The organism is Paenibacillus sp. FSL W7-1332 (assembly GCF_037969785.1).
Classification (GTDB): domain Bacteria; phylum Bacillota; class Bacilli; order Paenibacillales; family Paenibacillaceae; genus Paenibacillus_AQ.
Window position 1 is genome coordinate 6,760,149 of sequence record NZ_CP150209.1, and the last position, 19,726, is coordinate 6,779,874.

Annotated in this window: 22 protein-coding genes and 1 other annotated feature; of the genes, 2 read left to right on the plus strand and 20 right to left on the minus strand. The window is 49.3% G+C overall.

All coding sequences use genetic code 11. From position 1 onward, the window contains the following. Window positions 1–38: 38 nt before the first annotated feature. The 15 genes from rpoB to cysE all read right to left on the minus strand — a co-directional run bounded on the left by rpoB (window position 39) and on the right by cysE (window position 13,517). The gene (rpoB, locus tag MKX98_RS30870; RefSeq protein ID WP_071221023.1) at window positions 39–3,584 is read right to left on the minus strand and encodes a DNA-directed RNA polymerase subunit beta; all 3,546 of its coding nucleotides are present in this window, start codon (window positions 3,582–3,584) and stop codon (window positions 39–41) included. Between the two features lie 348 nt (window positions 3,585–3,932). Continuing rightward, window positions 3,933–4,538, minus strand: coding sequence for a class I SAM-dependent methyltransferase (locus MKX98_RS30875; protein WP_339224615.1), 606 nt, complete (start codon window positions 4,536–4,538; stop codon window positions 3,933–3,935). A 183-nt stretch (window positions 4,539–4,721) separates the two neighbouring features. After that, on the minus strand, window positions 4,722–5,084 hold the full coding sequence (gene rplL / locus MKX98_RS30880) for a 50S ribosomal protein L7/L12 (protein WP_076326231.1): 363 nt from the start codon (window positions 5,082–5,084) through the stop codon (window positions 4,722–4,724). 68 nt (window positions 5,085–5,152) lie between these two features. Further along, on the minus strand, window positions 5,153–5,656 hold the full coding sequence (gene rplJ / locus MKX98_RS30885) for a 50S ribosomal protein L10 (protein WP_009591975.1): 504 nt from the start codon (window positions 5,654–5,656) through the stop codon (window positions 5,153–5,155). Between the two features lie 58 nt (window positions 5,657–5,714). Continuing rightward, window positions 5,715–5,873: a sequence feature (ribosomal protein L10 leader region), on the minus strand. Window positions 5,874–5,942: 69 nt separating this feature from the next. Continuing rightward, window positions 5,943–6,635, minus strand: coding sequence for a 50S ribosomal protein L1 (gene rplA, locus MKX98_RS30890; protein WP_009591966.1), 693 nt, complete (start codon window positions 6,633–6,635; stop codon window positions 5,943–5,945). Between the two features lie 80 nt (window positions 6,636–6,715). Beyond that, complete coding sequence (rplK, locus tag MKX98_RS30895) at window positions 6,716–7,141, minus strand: 50S ribosomal protein L11 (protein ID WP_076326233.1); 426 nt, start codon at window positions 7,139–7,141, stop codon at window positions 6,716–6,718. A 71-nt stretch (window positions 7,142–7,212) separates the two neighbouring features. Continuing rightward, window positions 7,213–7,746 carry a transcription termination/antitermination protein NusG gene (gene nusG, locus MKX98_RS30900; RefSeq protein WP_006212939.1) on the minus strand — a complete coding sequence of 178 codons (534 nt, stop codon included), beginning with the start codon at window positions 7,744–7,746 and terminating at the stop codon, window positions 7,213–7,215. 21 nt (window positions 7,747–7,767) lie between these two features. Next, on the minus strand, window positions 7,768–7,959 hold the full coding sequence (gene secE, locus MKX98_RS30905) for a preprotein translocase subunit SecE (RefSeq protein WP_006212940.1): 192 nt from the start codon (window positions 7,957–7,959) through the stop codon (window positions 7,768–7,770). A 24-nt stretch (window positions 7,960–7,983) separates the two neighbouring features. Then, the gene (gene rpmG / locus MKX98_RS30910; protein ID WP_006212941.1) at window positions 7,984–8,133 is read right to left on the minus strand and encodes a 50S ribosomal protein L33; all 150 of its coding nucleotides are present in this window, start codon (window positions 8,131–8,133) and stop codon (window positions 7,984–7,986) included. 575 nt (window positions 8,134–8,708) lie between these two features. Continuing rightward, on the minus strand, window positions 8,709–9,353 hold the full coding sequence (sigH, locus tag MKX98_RS30915; RefSeq protein WP_194544959.1) for an RNA polymerase sporulation sigma factor SigH: 645 nt from the start codon (window positions 9,351–9,353) through the stop codon (window positions 8,709–8,711). 205 nt (window positions 9,354–9,558) lie between these two features. Further along, entirely contained in the window at window positions 9,559–10,077 is a 519-nt protein-coding gene (locus MKX98_RS30920) for an NYN domain-containing protein (protein ID WP_071221026.1), read from the minus strand. A 5-nt stretch (window positions 10,078–10,082) separates the two neighbouring features. Then, window positions 10,083–10,835: a 23S rRNA (guanosine(2251)-2'-O)-methyltransferase RlmB gene (gene rlmB, locus MKX98_RS30925; protein ID WP_113061177.1), complete on the minus strand. Its 753-nt coding sequence runs from the start codon at window positions 10,833–10,835 to the stop codon at window positions 10,083–10,085. An 87-nt stretch (window positions 10,836–10,922) separates the two neighbouring features. Beyond that, a complete protein-coding gene (locus tag MKX98_RS30930; RefSeq protein ID WP_339220160.1) occupies window positions 10,923–11,366 on the minus strand; it encodes a Mini-ribonuclease 3 in 444 nt (147 codons plus the stop codon). Then, entirely contained in the window at window positions 11,363–12,769 is a 1,407-nt protein-coding gene (gene cysS, locus MKX98_RS30935) for a cysteine--tRNA ligase (protein ID WP_339220162.1), read from the minus strand. The genes MKX98_RS30930 and cysS overlap by 4 nt, the downstream gene beginning before the upstream one ends. 58 nt (window positions 12,770–12,827) lie before the next feature. Continuing rightward, on the minus strand, window positions 12,828–13,517 hold the full coding sequence (gene cysE, locus MKX98_RS30940; RefSeq protein WP_194544960.1) for a serine O-acetyltransferase: 690 nt from the start codon (window positions 13,515–13,517) through the stop codon (window positions 12,828–12,830). A 181-nt stretch (window positions 13,518–13,698) separates the two neighbouring features. Here cysE and MKX98_RS30945 point away from each other — a divergent pair, with 181 nt between their 5' ends. Further along, on the plus strand, window positions 13,699–13,878 hold the full coding sequence (locus tag MKX98_RS30945; protein ID WP_339220164.1) for a hypothetical protein: 180 nt from the start codon (window positions 13,699–13,701) through the stop codon (window positions 13,876–13,878). 296 nt (window positions 13,879–14,174) lie between these two features. On the opposite strand, the gene gltX is transcribed toward MKX98_RS30945, so the two are convergent. The 4 genes from gltX to MKX98_RS30965 all read right to left on the minus strand — a co-directional run bounded on the left by gltX (window position 14,175) and on the right by MKX98_RS30965 (window position 18,055). Continuing rightward, window positions 14,175–15,638 (minus strand): glutamate--tRNA ligase, encoded by a 1,464-nt coding sequence (gene gltX, locus MKX98_RS30950; RefSeq protein WP_339220166.1) that lies wholly within the window; start codon window positions 15,636–15,638, stop codon window positions 14,175–14,177. Window positions 15,639–15,708: 70 nt separating this feature from the next. Then, window positions 15,709–16,197, minus strand: a complete 489-nt coding sequence (ispF, locus tag MKX98_RS30955) for a 2-C-methyl-D-erythritol 2,4-cyclodiphosphate synthase (RefSeq protein WP_071221032.1) — start codon at window positions 16,195–16,197, stop codon at window positions 15,709–15,711. Next, window positions 16,194–16,889, minus strand: coding sequence for a 2-C-methyl-D-erythritol 4-phosphate cytidylyltransferase (gene ispD / locus MKX98_RS30960; protein ID WP_339220168.1), 696 nt, complete (start codon window positions 16,887–16,889; stop codon window positions 16,194–16,196). Before ispD ends, ispF begins: the two co-directional genes overlap by 4 nt. A gap of 77 nt (window positions 16,890–16,966) precedes the next feature. Beyond that, a complete protein-coding gene (locus tag MKX98_RS30965; RefSeq protein WP_071221034.1) occupies window positions 16,967–18,055 on the minus strand; it encodes a PIN/TRAM domain-containing protein in 1,089 nt (362 codons plus the stop codon). A gap of 396 nt (window positions 18,056–18,451) precedes the next feature. Between MKX98_RS30965 and MKX98_RS30970 the strand changes: the two genes are divergently transcribed. Then, complete coding sequence (locus MKX98_RS30970) at window positions 18,452–18,847, plus strand: DUF1573 domain-containing protein (protein ID WP_071221035.1); 396 nt, start codon at window positions 18,452–18,454, stop codon at window positions 18,845–18,847. Window positions 18,848–18,969: 122 nt separating this feature from the next. Here MKX98_RS30970 and pssA read toward each other — a convergent pair whose 3' ends face one another. After that, entirely contained in the window at window positions 18,970–19,704 is a 735-nt protein-coding gene (gene pssA, locus MKX98_RS30975; RefSeq protein ID WP_071221036.1) for a CDP-diacylglycerol--serine O-phosphatidyltransferase, read from the minus strand. Between the last annotated feature and the right edge of the window lie 22 nt (window positions 19,705–19,726).

Genomic DNA, 19,726 nt, shown 5'->3' on the forward strand with positions numbered 1-19,726 from the left:
CGCCGACTTATAAGCCGACGGGGGTGAATGATTGACCGTTATTCCACTCCGACTTCAGTGCCTTCCAAGTTAAGGCTCAGTTTATCACCTTGAGCATCGTCTTCGTCATCGAGTTCTTTCATCTCGATTTCCTCTTCATTCTCGCTCAGGATTTTGACATCCATACCGAGAGACTGAAGCTCTTTAATCAATACCTTGAACGATTCAGGAACACCCGGTTCCGGAACATTCTCGCCTTTGACGATGGATTCGTAGGTTTTCACCCGGCCGACCACGTCATCCGACTTGACGGTAAGAATTTCTTGCAGCGTATAAGCAGCACCGTAAGCTTCAAGTGCCCACACTTCCATCTCACCGAAGCGCTGTCCACCAAACTGAGCTTTACCACCCAGCGGCTGCTGCGTAACGAGAGAGTATGGTCCCGTAGAACGGGCGTGAATTTTATCATCAACCATGTGCGCGAGCTTGATCATGTGCATGACGCCGACGGTAACTTCACGTTCAAAACGTTCACCCGTCCGTCCGTCGTACAATACGGTCTTACCATTGCGCTGCATGCCTGCTTCTTCCATCGTATCAAACACGTCATACTCGCTTGCACCGTCAAATACCGGTGAAGCCACGTGAATGCCGAGCTGGAGCGCAGCCATACCCAAGTGAACCTCGAGCACCTGACCGATGTTCATCCGTGATGGAACCCCTAGAGGATTCAACACAACTTGAACCGGCGTGCCATCTGGCAGGAACGGCATATCTTCTTCAGGCAAAATACGGGCAACGACACCTTTGTTACCGTGACGTCCGGCCATTTTGTCACCTTCGGAGATTTTACGTTTCTGTGCGATGTAAACACGAACCAGTTGGTTAACGCCCGGCGGCAATTCGTCACCGTTCTCACGTGTAAACACCTTCACGTCTACGATGATTCCGTCACTACCGTGAGGAACGCGCAGCGAGGTATCGCGCACTTCGCGAGCCTTCTCACCGAAGATCGCATGCAGGAGACGCTCTTCAGCCGTCAGCTCGGTCACACCCTTAGGCGTTACCTTACCTACGAGAATATCTCCGGCGCTGATTTCGGCACCGATGCGGATAATTCCGCGCTCGTCAAGGTTCTTCAGTGCTTCTTCACCTACGTTAGGAATATCACGCGTAATTTCTTCCGGTCCGAGCTTCGTGTCACGAGCTTCGGATTCGTACTCCTCGATATGAATCGAAGTGTACACATCCTCTTTGACCAGTTTCTCGGAGAGAAGAATCGCATCCTCGTAGTTGTAACCTTCCCAAGTCATGAACGCAACAACGACGTTGCGGCCCAGTGCCAATTCGCCCATCTCCGTGGATGGACCGTCTGCGAGAATGTCACCTTTTTTGATGACATCGCCGCGTTTAACGATTGGACGCTGATTGATGCATGTTCCTTGGTTCGAGCGCATAAATTTGTGTAATTTATGTTTAATAAGATCGCCTTTGACTTCTTGTCCGTCGACATTTTCCACACGGCGGACCCAGATTTCATTAGCGGATGAACGTTCAATAATCCCGTCATGTTTGGATACAATACATACACCGGAGTCTTTCGCAGACTTGTGTTCCATTCCGGTTCCGACGAGCGGAGCTTTAGGAATAAGAAGCGGAACAGCCTGCCGCTGCATGTTGGATCCCATCAGCGCGCGGTTGGAGTCATCGTTCTCAAGGAACGGAATGAGCGCCGTCGCTACCGACACGACCTGCTTAGGCGATACGTCCATGTAGTCTACACGGTCGCTCGGCATAGGAAGGATGTTATCGGACTGCTTGTTATAACGGACGATAACCATTTCGTCAGCGAAGGTACCATCTTCGTTGAGCTCGGCGTTCGCCTGGGCAACGATGTAGTTATCCTCTTCGTCTGCAGTCAGGTAATCGATTTGGTCCGTTACTTTACCGGTCTTCGGATCCACCCAACGATACGGAGCTTCAATGAAGCCATATTCGTTGATGCGCGCAAACGTCGACAAGGAGTTGATCAGACCGATGTTCGGTCCCTCCGGGGTCTCGATCGGACACATACGGCCATAGTGACTGTGGTGAACGTCCCGCACTTCAAAGCCCGCACGCTCACGAGTCAAACCGCCGGGTCCGAGAGCAGACAGACGACGTTTATGCGTCAGTTCCGCAAGCGGGTTGGTCTGATCCATGAACTGCGACAGCTGGGAGCTTCCGAAGAACTCTTTAATCGATGCGATAACCGGACGTATGTTGATAAGCGCCTGCGGCGTAATCACGTTTGCATCCTGAATCGACATTCTTTCACGAACGACACGTTCCATCCGGGACAAACCGATACGGAACTGATTTTGAAGCAATTCGCCTACGGAACGCAGACGACGGTTACCCAGGTGGTCAATATCATCCGTATTGCCAATCCCATGCAGCAGGTTGATGAAATAGCTGATGGAAGAAATGATATCTGCCTGTGTAATATGCTTCACCGATTTATCAATGTTTGCGTTCGCTATGACCTTCACGACTTTGGCATCCTCAATCGGAGAGAATACATCGATCGTTTGCAGCGGGATATCCTCGCTGTCCATCACACCGCCGGTAACATGATAGTTCTTGAAGCCTACGCTCTTCTCAAGGTAAGGCATGATCTCGTCCAAAAGACGGCGGTCTACGGTTTGACCAGCTTCTGCAATGATCTCACCCGTATCGATGTCTATCAAACTCTCTGCCAAACGCTGATTAAAGAGGCGGTTCTTAATATGAAGCTTCTTGTTGATCTTGTAGCGACCAACGTTAGCCAAATCATAACGCTTCGGATCGAAGAAACGGGCAACGAGAAGGCTCTTCGCATTCTCCAGTGTTGGCGGCTCGCCCGGACGAAGACGTTCATAGATTTCGATGAGCGCTTTTTCCGTGGAGTCGGTGTTGTCTTTATCCAGCGTATTTTGAATATATTCATCATTGCCCAGAAGATCCAGAATCTCGGCATCTGTACCAAAACCAAGTGCACGTAAAAGTACCGTTACAGGGATTTTACGGGTACGGTCGATCCGGACATAGATAATGTCCTTCGCGTCCATCTCCAGTTCAAGCCAAGCGCCGCGGTTAGGGATAACTGTTGCAGTGTACGTCGTCTTACCGTTTTTATCCACTTTTGTGCTGAAATAGACGCTGGGAGAGCGAACCAACTGGCTGACAATAACCCGTTCGGCACCATTGATAATGAATGTTCCGGTTTCCGTCATTAACGGGAAGTCTCCCATGAACACTTCCTGCTCCTTGACCTCGCCGGTCTCCTTGTTAATGAGCCGGACTTTCACGCGGAGCGGCGCCGCATAAGTAACGTCGCGTTCTTTCGCGTCATCGACGGTGTATTTCGGTTCTCCAAGGCTGTAGTCAATGAACTCTAGCACCAAATTACCTGTGAAATCCTGAATCGGCGAGATGTCCTGGAACATTTCGCGGAGTCCTTCCTCCAAAAACCATTCATAAGATTTTTGTTGGATTTCAATCAGGTTCGGAACTTCGAGTACCTCGTTAATACGAGCATAACTTCGCCGAGTGCGTCGACCATATTGAACAAGATGTCCTGCCAACTTAAACTCACCCCTCATGTCTACTCACTTTAAAAATTTCATTGCGAACCTCTGTTTGTAACACTATAATGGAACATACAGAGGACACTCCCATAAATAGAGAAAAGCCCTTATCGAATACCTTTTCGAAAAAAGAGCAGCTTATCCATGGTTATGATAATCATCTCATATCCTGTAGATTTGCCCAAAATGTACATATTATACGTCAATATGATCGACTTTATGCATCTTTCCACACATTAAGTCTTGACATTTCAGCCAACTAAAGACAAAGAGACCATCCTAATACTGACATTTTATAATAATACCATACCAGCATACCCAAGTCAACAGCCTAGTCGAACTATTTTAAGAAGATTTCGTCGCTTTGAATATCCGGTATCCTTTATCCTTCGTTACTTCCTCGACCTGATGAAATAGACTCTCCAGCTTCGCTTTCGCTGAAGGCGCGCCTTGCTTCTTCTGAATCACAACCCACAGCTGCCCATCCTCACGCAGATGCTTCCACGCTTCTTCGAATATGGCATGAACCGTCTCTTTCCCGGCACGAATCGGCGGATTGGTGAGAACCACGTCGAATTGCTGACCCTGCACCGCAGCAAACAAATCACTCTCCAAGATGGTCACATTGGATATACCATTACGTTTCGCATTCTCCTTGGCTAATTCGACAGCACGGCTATTAATGTCGATCATCGTCACATGGCCCTGCGCAGCCATTTTTGCCGCTGACAGACCGATCGGACCATATCCGCAGCCTACATCCAATACTTCAGCATGCTGGTTAAAGTTCATAACCTCTATTAAAACCTTGCTGCCATAATCCACGCCGCTCTTAGAGAATACGCCCGCGTCACTGATAAAGTTGAAAGTCTGCCCCCGAAGCTCCGTCTTTAACTCCTTACGGTCATGAGCAATTTCCGGCTGATTCGAGTAATAATGTTGATTCGGCATCATTTCCTCCGTCTTGAATCAAAGTCTGCCCGCCTAAGATATTTCGCTCTTAAGCGCTCTTATCCCAGTATAACCTTTCTTGCGGAGAATCAGTACCATGTGATCTCCCCGCCACAATAACAAACCCCTTGAACAAATATTCAAGGGGTTTGATTCTTGCTGACGTGAATCTCAAGAAGTTAATTACTTAACTTCTACGGATGCGCCTGCTTCTTCCAATTTAGCTTTAACAGCTTCTGCTTCTTCTTTAGCCACTTTTTCTTTCAATGGTTTTGGAGCGTTGTCAACCAGTTCTTTTGCTTCTTTCAAGCCAAGACCTGTGATTTCGCGAACCACTTTGATTACGTTGATTTTGGACGCGCCTGCGCTAGTCAGGATTACGTCAAATTCGGATTGCTCAGCAGCTTCAGCTGCACCAGCGCCACCTACAACAGCTACTGGAGCTGCAGCAGTTACACCAAATTCTTCTTCGATTGCTTTTACGAGATCGTTCAGTTCCAGAACGGACATACCTTTAATTGCTTCCAAGATTTGCTCTTTGCTCATTTAAGTTGAACCTCCATTTATTATTAAGATTTTATAGTTGTTGTTACACAGCTTCAGCAAGACAAAGCTTATGCGCCTTGTTCTTCCTTCTCAGCAACAGCCTTAACTGCAAGCGCGAAGTTGCGCACTGGAGCTTGAAGCACGCTGAGGAGCATGGAGAGGAGACCTTCGCGGGACGGAAGTTCTGCCAGAGCTTTGATTTCGCTCTCTCCGATTACACGGCCTTCTACTACGCCGCCTTTCAATTTCAACGCGTCGTTTTTCTTAGCAAAATCGTTAAGGATTTTTGCTGGAGCGACAGCGTCATTGGTACCAAATGCAACAGCTGTTGGACCAGTCAAGACTTCGTCCAGATCAGTCAGCTCTGCTGCCGCAGTTGCACGGCGAAGCAGCGTGTTTTTCAGTACTTGGAACTCGACGCCAGCTTCACGAAGCTGTTTACGAAGTTCAGTTACTTGCGCAACGTTCAGTCCGCGATAGTCAGCAACTACTGTCGATACGCTCTCGCGCAGCTTAGCAGCAACGACATCAACCGCTTCTTGTTTCGCTTGAATCACTTTTGCGTTTGCCAATGATTACACCTCCTGGTTGTATTAGTAGCGTAAGAGCACCAAGCTCTCCGCTCTTCCTACGGGCACTAAAAAAGCCTCCGTAGAATCACGAAGGCCTGATGAATCATCATTTGGCCGGAGTAACCGGACAAATTGTTGACGTTCTATCATAACACCTCGGTAGGAAATTAAGCCTGCTTAGGGCACCTACTGTCTACGGTAAGCATATTCAACTTTAAGGGTCAGTCTCGAAGACTCACAACTGTTACATAATATCAAACCTCATTGACCAAAGTCAATGGTAATATTATCTGTAGACGGTTGTGTTCACGCGAGCGCTTGGTCCCATTGTCGAGGAAACAGCGATGCCTTTCAGGTATACACCTTTAGCAGCAGCTGGTTTCGCACGATTCAATGCATCGATGAGAGCTTTGAGGTTCTCATTCAATTGAGCTGCATCGAAAGACACTTTACCGATCGGCGCGTGAATTTGACCTGCTTTGTCCAGACGGTACTCGATTTTACCGGCTTTGATTTCTTGAACAGCCTTAGCAACATCGAATGTAACCGTACCAGCTTTAGGGTTAGGCATCAGGCCTTTACCACCGAGCAGACGGCCAAGTTTACCGACTTCACTCATCATATCAGGTGTAGCTACGCAGACATCGAACTCGAACCAGCCTTGTTGGATTTTGTTGATCATGTCCTGATCGCCAACAAAATCAGCGCCAGCAGCTTCTGCCTCTTTCGCTTTTTCACCTTTTGCAAATACCAGAACGCGTTGTGTTTTACCTGTGCCGTGAGGCAAGACAACAACACCACGAACAGCCTGGTCTTGTTTACGTGGGTCTACACCCAAACGTACAGCCGCTTCAACAGTTTCGTCGAATTTGGCAGTTGCAGCCTTCTTCACAAGCTCTACAGCTTCCAAAGGCTCATAAGTTGCTTCGCTGTCAATCAGCTTCGCAGCTTCAACGTATTTCTTACCGTGTTTAGCCATGTTTGTTTTCCTCCTTTGTGGTGTTAGCGGAAATTCCTCCCACATAATCCGAACCTAGTTCGGTTTCAATCAAAAGACAATTAGTCTTCGATTGTGATACCCATACTACGGGCAGTACCTTCTACCATCTTCATTGCAGCTTCAACAGATGCAGCGTTCAGGTCAGGCATTTTTGTTTCAGCGATTTGACGAACAGCGTCACGCTTAACAGTAGCAACTTTCTTCTTGTTAGGCTCGCCGGATCCTTTTTCGATCTTAGCAGCCACACGAAGCAGAACAGCAGCCGGTGGAGTTTTAGTGATGAACGTAAAGGAACGATCTTCAAACACCGAAATTTCAACCGGAATGATCAGACCAGCTTGATCAGCAGTACGTGCGTTGAACTCTTTACAGAATGCCATGATGTTGACACCCGCTTGACCCAATGCAGGACCTACTGGAGGAGCCGGATTCGCTTTACCTGCAGGAATTTGCAGTTTCACAATCTTGATAACTTTCTTAGCCATGGTTGACACCTCCTTGCATCAATAGTGGTAGCGGACGCTTTGACACGCCCTCCCACAAGAAACCTGAAGAATTAAATCTTCTCCACTTGAGTATAATCCAACTCCAGCGGGGTTTCCCGTCCAAACATGTTGACGTGAACTTTCAACTTGCTCTTTTCAGCCAAAATCTCTTCCACGGAGCCCACAAAATTCGCAAAAGGACCAACCTTGATACGAACGGATTCCTTGATGTCGAATTCGATCTTCGGTTTCGGTTCTTCCATGCCCATATGCTTCAGAATCTGTTCTACTTCTTCTGGAAGCAAAGGCGTCGGTTTAGAACCGGACCCTGTCGAACCAACAAAACCGGTCACTCCTGGTGTATTGCGGACAACATACCAAGAATCATCGGTCTGAATCATTTCGACCAAGACATATCCCGGGTAAACTTTACGCATGACGGTTTTTTTCTTGCCGTCTTTGTTTACGATTTCTTCTTCCATCGGAACAAGAACGCGGAATATTTTGTCCTCCATGCCCATGGACTCGACACGTTTTTCCAAATTGGCTTTGACTTTATTCTCATACCCAGAGTAGGTATGAACTACGTACCATCTTTTTTCCATATCAAGCCACCTGGGACCCTTCTAAATTATCGCTTCGATCACAGCGGAAATACCGATGTCTACAACCCAAAAATAAATCGTGACAAACACAATGGTGCCGAGAACAATTAAAGTATAGTTCGTCAGTTCTTTACGATTGGGCCAGCGAACTTTTTTAAGTTCCGCCCAGCTTTCAGAGAAAAAGGAAAACAGAGACTTGAAACCACGTTTCACGCCGACTACACCTCCAAAAGAAAACTATCTGGTTTCGCGATGAGGAGTTTGCTCGTTACAGAACTTGCAAAATTTCTTCATCTCCATGCGGTCGGGGTGATTTCGCTTGTTTTTGGTGGTTGTGTAGTTTCTTTGTTTGCAGCTTGTACAAGCCAAAGTGATAATTACCCGCATGATGTGCACCTCCCGAAGACGTCCTTCTTTGTCAGAAGAATCGATATTGATCCTAGTAGAAACAACCTTGTTCTCATCGAAACCCGGTTATTTCTGCGAGATGAATAAAACCGTTGTTCCAAAAGCTGTAACAACGATCCATTCATAAAACACGCGAATTTAGGCCTACCTAAAACACTTTATCACAAGGATAGCGCCATTTCAAGCCTTTTTCTCTCTGATTGCGGGCTGCAATAAATGCCATTGCCAGCTAAACCAGGGAATGAGTCCCCGGAATATTGTAAACATCTCGCTGTAAAAAACTGTGGCGTTTCACAGTCTTTGTCCATCCTGCATAGCATTTAGTCTATATCCAGTATGTTCAATCTTCCAAGAGATGAAACACCAAATATTACACATTTTGCGTTTTGCGAAAATGGACATCTTGGAATTTCGTCCTATCATATCTGCCAGCTAAAAATAAATGGCGACAAAGTATAAAAAAGATCCTTCGCCGGCCATCCTGATTCAATAACGATCAGGCAATTAAAAAAAGGCTCTGATTGAGCCTTCTGCTTCTTATCCGACACTTGCTATTAATTATCCCTGACTTCCAGATAACGTTCAAGCTTTCGCTTTACTCGCTGGAGTGCATTGTCAATCGATTTTACATGACGCCTTAAATCTACCGCAATCTCTTGATAGGATCGACCGTCCAAATAGAGCATCAGGACTTTCCGTTCCAGCTCGCTTAAGATCTCTGACATCTTGTCTTCCAGGCCGACAAATTCCTCTTGATTGATGATCAGTTCCTCCGGATCGCTTACCGCAGTACCGCAAATGACATCCAGCAGCGTACGGTCCGAATCCTCATCATAAATCGGCTTGTCCAATGAGACATACGAATTGAGCGGAATATGCTTCTGTCTCGTAGCGGTCTTAATTGCCGTAATGATCTGCCTGGTAATGCAGAGCTCGGCAAAGGCCTTGAACGAGGACAGCTTATCCCCTTTAAAATCACGAATTGCCTTGTACAGCCCGATCATGCCTTCCTGGACAATATCTTCCCGGTCAGCGCCAATCAGAAAATAGGAGCGGGCTTTAGCACGTACAAAATTCCGGTATTTATTGATCAAATACTCCAGCGCCCCGCTATCACCCTCGCGGACCGCCTCGACAATGTCTTCATCGCTTATCACATCATACCCTGACAACATGACTTCCTTGAGGTCCACACTCAATAGAATCCCTCCGGCCCGGAACGCACGGTAGCCCGTCACTCGCTTGAAATATATGACAAGTATATATGATGTCTACTAGACCGTCAACTACGTTCTACCTAAAATAGACCGATAATAACATTTAATGTAAACTTTTTCATAGATTCATATACCGTTTTCATTCTCCAAATGAGCCGACCTCTCGTCCCTATTGTGTAAAACAGTTCTATTCCCTTCGCCAGCGCTCGAACGCCTGTCTCACATCCGGCGGCAGCTTCCCGTCAAGTGTATTCCTGCTCTTGGTCTGCTCTTTCGTTATTTTTTGCTTCACTTCGCGCTCACTTTGCTCCACCTCGTTAAGCAATTCCCGGGCGGACAGCCGGAGTGCTCCCCGAGCAAAAATCACGTGCTGCTCAATTAAATCGCTGGTCGCCACATAAATTTTACGCCGACGGTGGCTAAACTCCCCGACTAGCCGTTCAATGCACTCATCGGCGGTTTCTTTCTCCTTCGTAAAAAACACCTGAACCTTGCCTTGCGTGTAGGATTTCCCCAGTCCAGGAACACGGTATGCGTCAAAAATCACCACGACTCTGAGGCCTGAGAACGCCTGGTAATCCGCTAATTTCTCCAGCAGCATGTCTCGCGCTTCATGCATGCTGCTATTGGCGAGCTTCGCAAGATATGGCCAGCCGCCGATCATATTATAACCGTCGACCAGCAGCACATCCCGCCAATCGGCCATCATTGCTAACCTTGAAGGCGGCGACGGCGAAGCACTTCGTACATAACGACACCTGCGGCTACCGAGGCATTAAGCGAGTTGATCTTTCCGGCCATCGGCAGTTTCACAAGCACATCGCATTTCTCACGGATCAGACGCCCCATCCCTTTATTCTCATTACCGATAACGATAGCAACCGGCCCGTCAAAAACCTCGGTGTCATACAATTCCTGAACGGCATCAACAACGGTCCCGACAACCCACACACCCATTTCCTTCAGCTGATCGATGGTTTGGCCCAGATTGGTCACCCTAGCTACGGGCACATACTCCACTGCGCCGGCGGATGTTTTGGATACCGTTGCCGTTACTTGGGCGGATCTGCGCTTAGGCAGTATGACGCCATGAGCACCCGTGCAGTCTGCCGTCCGGAGAATCGAGCCCAGATTGTGCGGATCCTCGATCTCGTCGAGAAGCAGCAAGAAAGGCGGTTCGCCTTTTTCCTCTGCAACTTTCAGCAAATCCTCCACTTCCACATAAGCATAGGGTGCCGCTTGGGCAACCACGCCTTGATGCTGAACTCCCGGAACCATCTGATCCAGCTTGCGTTTGTCCACATGCTGAATGACAATACCCAGTTTCTTCGCTTCCGCGATGATCGGCAGGGTCAGGTGCTTTTGCGCATTTTCGGCAATCCATATTTTGTTGATCGTACGTCCTGATTTGAGCGCTTCCGTTACGGAGTGCTTACCAGCTACTACTTCCTCTTCTTGCAACATGTAGTTCTCCTCCTGCATATCAGCCGGCGTCCCCTCGCGGAAACACCGGCTGTATCGTTTCAATGTGATGCGATATTGTCTAACGGTCTATTTAATAGACCCCTCAATATACTCGATGCTCTTCCCTATGAGCTCACGGAGCCGGTCCTGCTCACCCGTATAATATAAATACCCAACCAGCGTCTCAAATGCCGTTGCATGCCGGTATTCGAGGACGTCGGCATTTTTGGGGATGCTGCCAGATTTGGCGTTGCGTCCCTGACGCACAATATCGCGCTCTTCTTCCGTCAACTCCGGATCCAGATAAGCCAATATTCGGCTCTGTGCCTTCGCCGACACAAATCCTGTTGCCGAACGGTGCAAGTGATGGGGGCGGAGATTCGCTCTCGATATCAAAAACTGCCGCACCGCCACCTCATAAATGGCATCTCCGATATAGGCAAGCACGATGGGCGGGATTAACCGGGCCGGCTTCGACGGCGGAAAATCGAACCAGCCTACTGCGGGATCATGAAACTCAGGCCCGCTCATTTACGCCGCCAGCGCATACCCTGCGCCGTATCCTCAAGCACGATGCCTTCATCCGCCAGCTTGTCGCGGATTTCATCCGCTCGGGCCCAGTTTTTATTCTTCCGGGCTTCGACACGTTCGGTAATCAGAGCTTCAATCTCCTCATCCAGCAACTCATCCGTGCCTGTATTTACGATGCGCAGCACGCCGTTCATTTCGTTGAAAGCGCGCAGCACTTCATGCAGGTCCGCCGCAGGAATCGAGGCTTCCTTCAACAGCTGATTCGCCTCGCTGGCCCATTGGAACATGGCGGTGATGGCGTCCGGCGTGTTGAAATCATCCTGCATCTTCTGATGAAATTCGACAAGGACGGCCGATATTTTATCCGCAACTTCCTGGCTTACGGTATCGTCCTTCGAACCGATCGCGGTACTCAATCGATGCTCGATATTAGCCGCCGCATTCGCCAGACGTTCCACGCTGTTCTGCGCCTGCTCCATCACCTCATCGCTATAATTCAGCGGGTTGCGGTAATGGGTGGACAACATGAAATAGCGGATAGCTTCTTTTGTATATTGTTCACGAAGTTCCTTAACCAATACACCATTGCCTAACGATTTCGACATTTTCTCGTTATTGATGCGGATATATCCATTGTGCATCCAATAGTTCGCCAGCGGTTTGCCTGTCAGTGCCTCCGACTGCGCAACTTCGCATTCATGGTGCGGGAACTGCAGGTCCTGGCCGCCGCCATGGATATCCAGCGTATCCCCGAGATAACGACGGGCCATGGCGGAGCACTCAATATGCCAGCCTGGACGGCCGTCGCCCCAAGGACTGCTCCAGTAGATCTCTCCAGGCTTCGCGGCTTTCCATAGAACAAAGTCTTCCGGATTTTCTTTCCGCTTATCCACCTCAATCCGGATACCGAATTGCAGCTCATCGAGATTTTGCTGGGACAGCTTCCCGTAATCGTCAAACTTGCGGGTCCGGTAGAATACATCTCCTCCGTTCTCATAAGCAAAGTCGCGGTCAATGAGTTCCTGGATGAATTCGATAATGCTCTCCATATTGTCCGTTACCCGCGGATTCAATGTCGCTCTTGGTATGCCAAGACCGTCCAGATCCTCGTAATAGGCGTTAATAAACTTATCCGCGACCTCCGGAACGGTCGTCCCGGTTTGCTCCGCTTTCCGGATCATTTTGTCATCCACATCCGTAAAGTTCACCACGTAATTCACATCATTACCCTGGTTCTCAAAGTAAGCTCGAACCACGTCGAAAAAGATCATCGGCCGAGCATTCCCGATATGGATATAATCGTACACGGTAGGACCGCACACGTAGATCTTTACCTTCCCGGGTTCCTGAGCAACAAACGTTTCTTTCATGCGGGTTAGCGTGTTATAGATTTGCAGTGCCATAGGGTATCATCTCAATCCTTTCATTCCATCGCTTATTATTCCTTCACGGCTTACGGGCTTACTCTTCTTTGGCCGAAGTCACAACGGCCTCGGATACCATGCCTTGAGGCTGGTTTCGTTTGCTCTCATGAAGCTCCGCCCGGAGCTGATCGATCTCCTTCTGCATCGAGCGGAGCATATCAACAATCGGATCGGGCAGATTCGTGTGATCCAGCCGGTCGCGCACCCGCTCCCCGTTCTGTTTCACGATTTTTCCCGGATTGCCGACAACGGTGCTGTTTTGGGGAACAGGTCTTAAAACGACTGCATTGGAACCAATGTTACAGTTATCCCCAATCGTAAAGGAACCTAGCACTTTCGCCCCCGAACCGATGACCACGTTGTTGCCGATGGTCGGGTGCCGCTTGCCTTTTTCCTTACCGGTTCCACCAAGCGTAACCCCCTGGTAGATCACCACGTCATCCCCAATCTCACAGGTCTCTCCAATGACAACCCCCATCCCATGGTCAATGAACAGCCGCTGCCCGATACGGGCTCCCGGATGAATCTCGATCCCTGTCATAAACCGGCTGAACTGGGATATCAACCGGGCCAGCGTATACCATCGCCGCTTAAATAATGCATGAGCTACCCGGTGCGCCCATAATGCGTGAAGCCCCGAGTAGGTGAATACCACTTCAAAAAGTCCCCGGGCAGCCGGGTCATTCTCGAACACTGTCCGAATATCCGATTTCATCTGTTTAAACATGAACGCTCCCTCTTTCCCCTCTTCCAATCGCGCATGCAACTTGCTATCCATCGTTATTCCTGCAACTAAAAAACGCCCCTGCAGCTCATCGCTGCAGAGGCGCTAGACCGCGGTTCCACTCTGCTTAGAACCGGCACAAGTCTCCTCCCTTCGTCAGGGACGGATTCTACCGATTCTCTTCATGTCATTAACGGCAGACGACCGGCATGATCTAACGATTATGTTCGCTTCAACCATGCAGCTCACAGGTGCATTTCCGCTGCAGGCGACGGGACAACTCTCAGCCGGCAAATTCAAGTGGTCCTTGTCTTCTGCCGATTGTCCTCTCTGGAACGTGCCTGTTTACGCGTACTTCTCCTGATCGTAGCTTTTATACGTTTTATATTTGTTGATCTAAGTCAGTGATAATGACCGCTTCGTTTGCGGATCCTTCTTCCGATCGCTGTTGTCTTCCGAGTTTCTTTAACTATATTTTACTTAGGTTGAAATCGGAAGACAAAGGCGAACGCTTCGCTTCTCCAGAACGATTCCGCCTCCTCCGCTGGGCTTATAATCCTAAAAACCCTAGATCAAAGAGTACTTCACTTATAGTTTGGTGTAATTATAACTGATGAGATACGGGCTGACAAGGAACGTTTATCGAGGAAGCCGCCCGAATTATGCGCCTTTGATCTGAGAACGCAAACGGTCAAGCACGCGATCCCTGCCAAGCAGCCAGATTGTCTGGTTCAGGTCGCGGCCATGGGTTTGTCCCGTCAAGGCTACGCGGATCGGCATAAAGAGCTGTTTGCCCTTAAATCCGGTCTCCTTCTGAACTTCCTTGATCAGCGCCGCAATCTTCGGAGCGTTAAACTCATCACTCTGCTCGATCTTCGCAAGGAATGCCGACAATACGACTGGCACCTGCTCGCCGCCCATCACTTCAATCCCTTCGGCATCCAGCTCCAGATGCGTACGGAAGAACACTTCCGACAGATCCACGATATCCGCAGCAGCCGTCAGCTGCTCCTGGTAGAGCGCTACGAGCGCGCGTGCCCACTCCTCTTGCTCGGCCGTAAGCTCGGACGGCAAGCGGCTAGCTTTTTGCAGATGCGGAATGGCTAAATCGGCAATCCGATCCGGATCCGCGTTCTTGATATACGTGTTGTTCAGGTGAGCCAGCTTGTTCGTATCGAATACCGCCGGGCTCTTGGACAGACGATGCTCATCGAAGATCGAGATCAGCTGCTCTTGGGAGAACACTTCCTCTTCCCCTTCCGGAGACCAGCCAAGCAGCGAGATGAAGTTGAACAGCGCTTCTGGCAAATAGCCAAGCTGGTCATACTGCTCGATGAACTGGATGATCGATTCATTACGCTTGCTCAGCTTCTTATGATCCTCGCCCACGATCAGGGTCATATGTCCGAACTGAGGCGGCTCCCACCCGAAGGCTTCATAGATCATCAGCTGGCGCGGCGTATTGGAGATATGATCCTCTCCGCGGAGCACATGGCTGATCTTCATCAGATGATCGTCTAAGGCTACCGCGAAATTGTAGGTAGGAATGCCGTCTTTTTTGACGATAACGAAGTCGCCCGTCTCTTTGCTGTTAAACGAAATCGTACCCTTCACCATATCATCGAATGTGTAGATACGATCTTCCGGAACGCGGAAGCGGATGCTGGCCACACGGCCTTCAGCCTCAAACGCCTGCCGCTGCTCTTCCGTCAACTCCCGGTGCTTCCCGGAATAGCGCGGCGTCTCGCCGCGAGCCATCTGCTCTTCCCGCTCCTGCTCCAGCTCTTCTTCCGTGCAGTAGCAGCGGTAAGCAAGCCCGCGATCCAGAAGGTCCTGCCAATATTGTTTATAAATATCAAGACGCTCGGTCTGGCGGTAAGGCCCGTACTCGCCCCCGACATCCACGCTTTCATCCCAGTCCATGCCAAGCCACTTCAAGTATTTCAGCTGGCTTTGCTCTCCGCCTTCTACGTTGCGTTTTACATCCGTATCCTCGATACGGATAATGAATTTCCCGTTGTTCTTGCGGGCGAATAAATAATTGAATAATGCCGTTCTGGCATTGCCGATATGTAAATGTCCCGTTGGACTCGGTGCATAGCGCACGCGGACTTCTCCGGTCATTGTAAACCCCTCCGCTTCCCTATTCTTTCAAGATTCCTAGCTCAAAATATCCCCTTATTGAACACATACTTCAAGATGATAGCACACCTTTTACGAGGCAGACAACCGATTGCGCGGCGATTCCTTCGCCCCTGCCGGTAAACCCGAGCTGCTCGGTAGTGGTCGCCTTCACGTTCACCTGATCCACCTCAGCATCCAGCGCTTTGGCGATCACTTCCGCCATCTGCGGAATATAAGGCGCCATCTTTGGCTTCTGCGCAATAATCGTGGAATCGATATTACCAAGTGTATACCCGCGTTCCTTGGCCATGACCCATACCTGCTCCAAAAGCTTCAGACTGTCGGCGTCTTTAAAGGCAGGATCGTTATCGGGAAAGTGGCGCCCAATGTCGCCGAGCCCAAGCGCCCCCAGGATCGCGTCCGTTACGGCGTGCAGCAGCACGTCGGCGTCGGAGTGCCCGAGAAGCCCTTTCTCATAAGGAATCGTGACGCCTCCGATGATGCACGGCCTTCCTTCTACAAGCTGATGTACGTCAAACCCCTGTCCTACTCGAATCATTCCATGTCCTCTCCCTTACGTTTCTGTAAAAAAGCTGCATATTCCAGATCCTCCGGCGTGGTGATTTTAATATTGCTGTATTTCCCCTCCACCACGGTTACCGGATGTCCTGCCCGCTCCATCAGCATGGCATCGTCGGTGCCTGTAAACCCATCCTTCGCCGCTGCCTCATGGGCGGACAGCAGGTCGGAAAGACGAAAAGCCTGTGGGGTCTGAACGGCCCACAGACTTTGACGGTCCGGGGTGCCTGTAATCTGCCCCTTACCGTTCACCTGTTTAATTGTATCCTTCACGGGAACCCCAAGTACCGAGGCGCCCTCGAGGATTGCCGCATCGCGGCAGGCTTCAATCTCCTCTTGCGTTACAAACGGCCTTACGCCGTCATGTATCATTACCCATTCTGAAGAAATTTGCTTAATGCCTTGGTATACGGACTGCTGCCTCTCGCTTCCCCCCGGGATTACAGCGGACACCTTGTCCAAACCGTATTCCTGTATCCAGGATTCGCAGCGAGGGACATCCTCCATCCCCGTCACAAGCACAATTTCCTGCAGCCATGGTATCCGGCTGAATGCTTCAAGCGTATGAACGATAATGGGCTTTCCATTCAGAGCCAGGTACTGCTTGCTCTCCCGGGTGCCCATCCTCGTTCCTTTTCCCGCCGCTACAATGACAGCGCCGAAGTTACTCATCAAGCACCAAACTCCTGTCTCACCCAACACGCCCCAAAAGGACGAATAGCGGATATGTATATCCCCATCATACCCCTTTACTGGGCTTTTTCCAACAGTTTTGGTTTTGCGAAGATCATTCGGCCCGCCGAGGTTTGCAGTACGCTGGTAACGAGCACTTCCATCATCGTGCCGATGTACTCGCGGCCGCCCTCCACGACGATCATCGTGCCGTCATCCAGATACGCGACGCCTTGACCATGCTCCTTGCCGTCCTTGATAATCTGTACCAGTATTTCTTCCCCTGGCAGGACCACCGGTTTGACCGCGTTAGCGAGATCATTAATGTTCAGGACCGACACGCCCTGCAGCTCGCAAACCTTATTCAAGTTAAAATCATTGGTGACCACTTTGCCCTGAAGCACTTTGGCCAGCTTCACCAGCTTGCTGTCGACCTCGGATATTTCCTCAAAGTCGCCTTCATAAATGAGTACCTTGACGTCCAGCTCTTTCTGGATTTTGTTCAAAATATCAAGGCCGCGCCGGCCGCGATTTCGCTTAAGAAGGTCTGAGGAATCCGCAATATGCTGAAGTTCCTCCAGAACAAACTCAGGAATGACAATCGTTCCTTCGATAAATCCGGTCTTGCAAATATCCGCAATTCTCCCGTCAATAATGACACTCGTATCCAAAATCTTATGTTCCTCTATTCGCCGGCCCTCAGGCTCAGCGGCTTGGCTCCACTTGCCCGACATCCACAAGGACGCCAATTCATCCTTCTTCTCCAGTCCAATGCGAAACCCGATGTAACCGCCGAGCAGCGTAATGCCAACCTGCAGCAGCTGCCCTGCTTGTCCAAGCAAGGACAACCCCGGTGACAGCAATAGCGACAGCAGCAGGCCGCTCAACAGTCCCGCTGTACCCGCAGCCAGCTCATTCATCGGAATCCGGGAGAACGAAGTGATCAGGCTGTGCAGCCATCTCGTGACCCGATCCGCTGACAGCACGCCGATCATGCCAAACAATAATCCTCCAAGCACCGCGAAGGCTCCGCTTCCCGCTGCAAATAAACCTTGTCCAAAAATAGGCGAGAGCCCTGAGAAAGACCGTTCCATTGTATGATATAACGTATACCCGCCCCATGCTCCACATAATACTGTAAATGCTAAAATAGCTTTTTTTAACATGAGCTTCCGCACACCTCCTTTTTATACCTGAATATCTTTGCTTCTATTTTCCAGTATGGTCCAATTTATAAAGTCGTAATCGTGCCGGCCCATCTTTTTTTAAGATTATCGAATGTAACGTTTTTGGCTGGAACCCAATAAATTGGATCATCGCAGGATAAACATCCCCAAAAACGCGGTGTCTCTTCTGTTGAAGCGCATCGATTGACGTTTTTTTATAATATTTCCATATCCCCATATTCTACCGGTTTCGCCTACCCCCATCAGGCTTTGACGTGTACTGACATCAACCTCACAAATGGAATTGACCGCCTGCAGACACCTGAAATTGGTTGAAATCGCCTGAACTAGTGGAATATAATGAACTCAATTCATAATATCGAGGTGGATGTATAAATGAGCGCTCCTAGTTTACAGGCTTTTCAGGACCAAGTTTCCGAATTGTTGCTCCGTCACCGCAGTCTCTTGGATGTTCTGTCTAAAAATGGTCAAAGCAATGCTTCAGTCAACCGGGCCGTAACCAAGGCCATCACAGAATGCGGATGCATCGAGCTCCACGCTACGAAGCAAACCTTCGATATCGGCGCTGATCTCGAATCAGCCCGGGAATTAGCCGGCACGCACGTCGAAGGCCATCTGTGCGAGAATTGCCGTGAAGCGGTTAGCACCGAGCTTGGCCGCAACCTATTTTATATGTCTGCCCTTGCGAATCTTCTGGACATTCAACTGGATGAGGTTGTTGTCAAGGAGTCTCAGAAATGCTCCACATTGGGTATTTTTAACCTGTCGTAAGACCCTCAACAAGATGACGGTTCGTAACGGCAAGGCACTCCATGCATACAAAAAAAGCATTTATCTCGCTGCGCTAGCAGGGAAATAAATGCTTTTTATTTGGAGCTATGTCCGAATCCGGCTTATCGGTCAGAGGATTGATAGGCCTCATCTGAATTGGGATCATCCTTTTTGCGACGTTTTTTGCGGTTCAGCCTGCGGAAATTCTGCTGCAAGCCATAACCTGCGTACAGGACCAATGGCAAGAATATCAGCTTGGAGGTCTGCTCTGGTAAGAACACGGCAACCATAACTGCGCCAATGATGACGAGGGGCGTAAATTTAATCGCTGTTTTCGGAATGCCAATCTTCTTGAAGTTCGGGTACTTGACTGCGCTAACCATAAGATAAGAAAGCAGAAGTACGGCAATAATCATATAAGTTGCTGTAATCTCTTCATGGAATAACGCCAAGGTTGCCAGCACGCCTCCCGCAGCGGGGATCGGCAGGCCGATAAAATATCCCGGTATGCCCGGACGAACATTAAATCTTGCAAGACGCAGTGCGCCGCACATCGGAAATATGGCGGTCACTGTCCAAGCCAGTGCTGTATTAATATCCGTAAAAGCTACGGTATACATAATGAGTGCCGGTGCTACGCCAAATGAAATTACATCGGATAATGAGTCAAGTTCCTTACCGAGCTCGCTTTGGGCATTTAACGCCCGAGCTACCCGACCGTCCAGTCCGTCAAGGAGCATGGCAATGATAATCATAATAGCCGCCATACTCGTTCGACCTTCCGTCGCCAAGATGATACCAATCATTCCGAGAAACAGATTACCTAAAGTAAACATGTTCGGAATTGATTTCGTCATTTTTTATTCACCTCATTAATGT

What these genes read in the sequence shown, in the direction of transcription:
- MKX98_RS30970 (WP_071221035.1), top strand. Translation starts at nt 18,452, where the DNA reads ATGAGCGCTCCTAGTTTACAGGCTTTTCAGGACCAAGTTTCCGAATTG.
- pssA (WP_071221036.1), bottom strand. Translation starts at nt 19,704, where the DNA reads ATGACGAAATCAATTCCGAACATGTTTACTTTAGGTAATCTGTTTCTC.
- MKX98_RS30875 (WP_339224615.1), bottom strand. Translation starts at nt 4,538, where the DNA reads ATGCCGAATCAACATTATTACTCGAATCAGCCGGAAATTGCTCATGAC.
- rplK (WP_076326233.1), bottom strand. Translation starts at nt 7,141, where the DNA reads ATGGCTAAGAAAGTTATCAAGATTGTGAAACTGCAAATTCCTGCAGGT.
- gltX (WP_339220166.1), bottom strand. Translation starts at nt 15,638, where the DNA reads ATGACCGGAGAAGTCCGCGTGCGCTATGCACCGAGTCCAACGGGACAT.
- MKX98_RS30945 (WP_339220164.1), top strand. Translation starts at nt 13,699, where the DNA reads ATGTCATTAACGGCAGACGACCGGCATGATCTAACGATTATGTTCGCT.
- nusG (WP_006212939.1), bottom strand. Translation starts at nt 7,746, where the DNA reads ATGGAAAAAAGATGGTACGTAGTTCATACCTACTCTGGGTATGAGAAT.
- rpmG (WP_006212941.1), bottom strand. Translation starts at nt 8,133, where the DNA reads ATGCGGGTAATTATCACTTTGGCTTGTACAAGCTGCAAACAAAGAAAC.
- cysE (WP_194544960.1), bottom strand. Translation starts at nt 13,517, where the DNA reads ATGTTTAAACAGATGAAATCGGATATTCGGACAGTGTTCGAGAATGAC.
- MKX98_RS30920 (WP_071221026.1), bottom strand. Translation starts at nt 10,077, where the DNA reads ATGGCCGATTGGCGGGATGTGCTGCTGGTCGACGGTTATAATATGATC.
- rplL (WP_076326231.1), bottom strand. Translation starts at nt 5,084, where the DNA reads ATGAGCAAAGAGCAAATCTTGGAAGCAATTAAAGGTATGTCCGTTCTG.
- rlmB (WP_113061177.1), bottom strand. Translation starts at nt 10,835, where the DNA reads ATGTTGCAAGAAGAGGAAGTAGTAGCTGGTAAGCACTCCGTAACGGAA.
- MKX98_RS30965 (WP_071221034.1), bottom strand. Translation starts at nt 18,055, where the DNA reads ATGTTAAAAAAAGCTATTTTAGCATTTACAGTATTATGTGGAGCATGG.
- rplA (WP_009591966.1), bottom strand. Translation starts at nt 6,635, where the DNA reads ATGGCTAAACACGGTAAGAAATACGTTGAAGCTGCGAAGCTGATTGAC.
- ispD (WP_339220168.1), bottom strand. Translation starts at nt 16,889, where the DNA reads ATGAGTAACTTCGGCGCTGTCATTGTAGCGGCGGGAAAAGGAACGAGG.
- cysS (WP_339220162.1), bottom strand. Translation starts at nt 12,769, where the DNA reads ATGGCACTGCAAATCTATAACACGCTAACCCGCATGAAAGAAACGTTT.
- MKX98_RS30930 (WP_339220160.1), bottom strand. Translation starts at nt 11,366, where the DNA reads ATGAGCGGGCCTGAGTTTCATGATCCCGCAGTAGGCTGGTTCGATTTT.
- ispF (WP_071221032.1), bottom strand. Translation starts at nt 16,197, where the DNA reads ATGATTCGAGTAGGACAGGGGTTTGACGTACATCAGCTTGTAGAAGGA.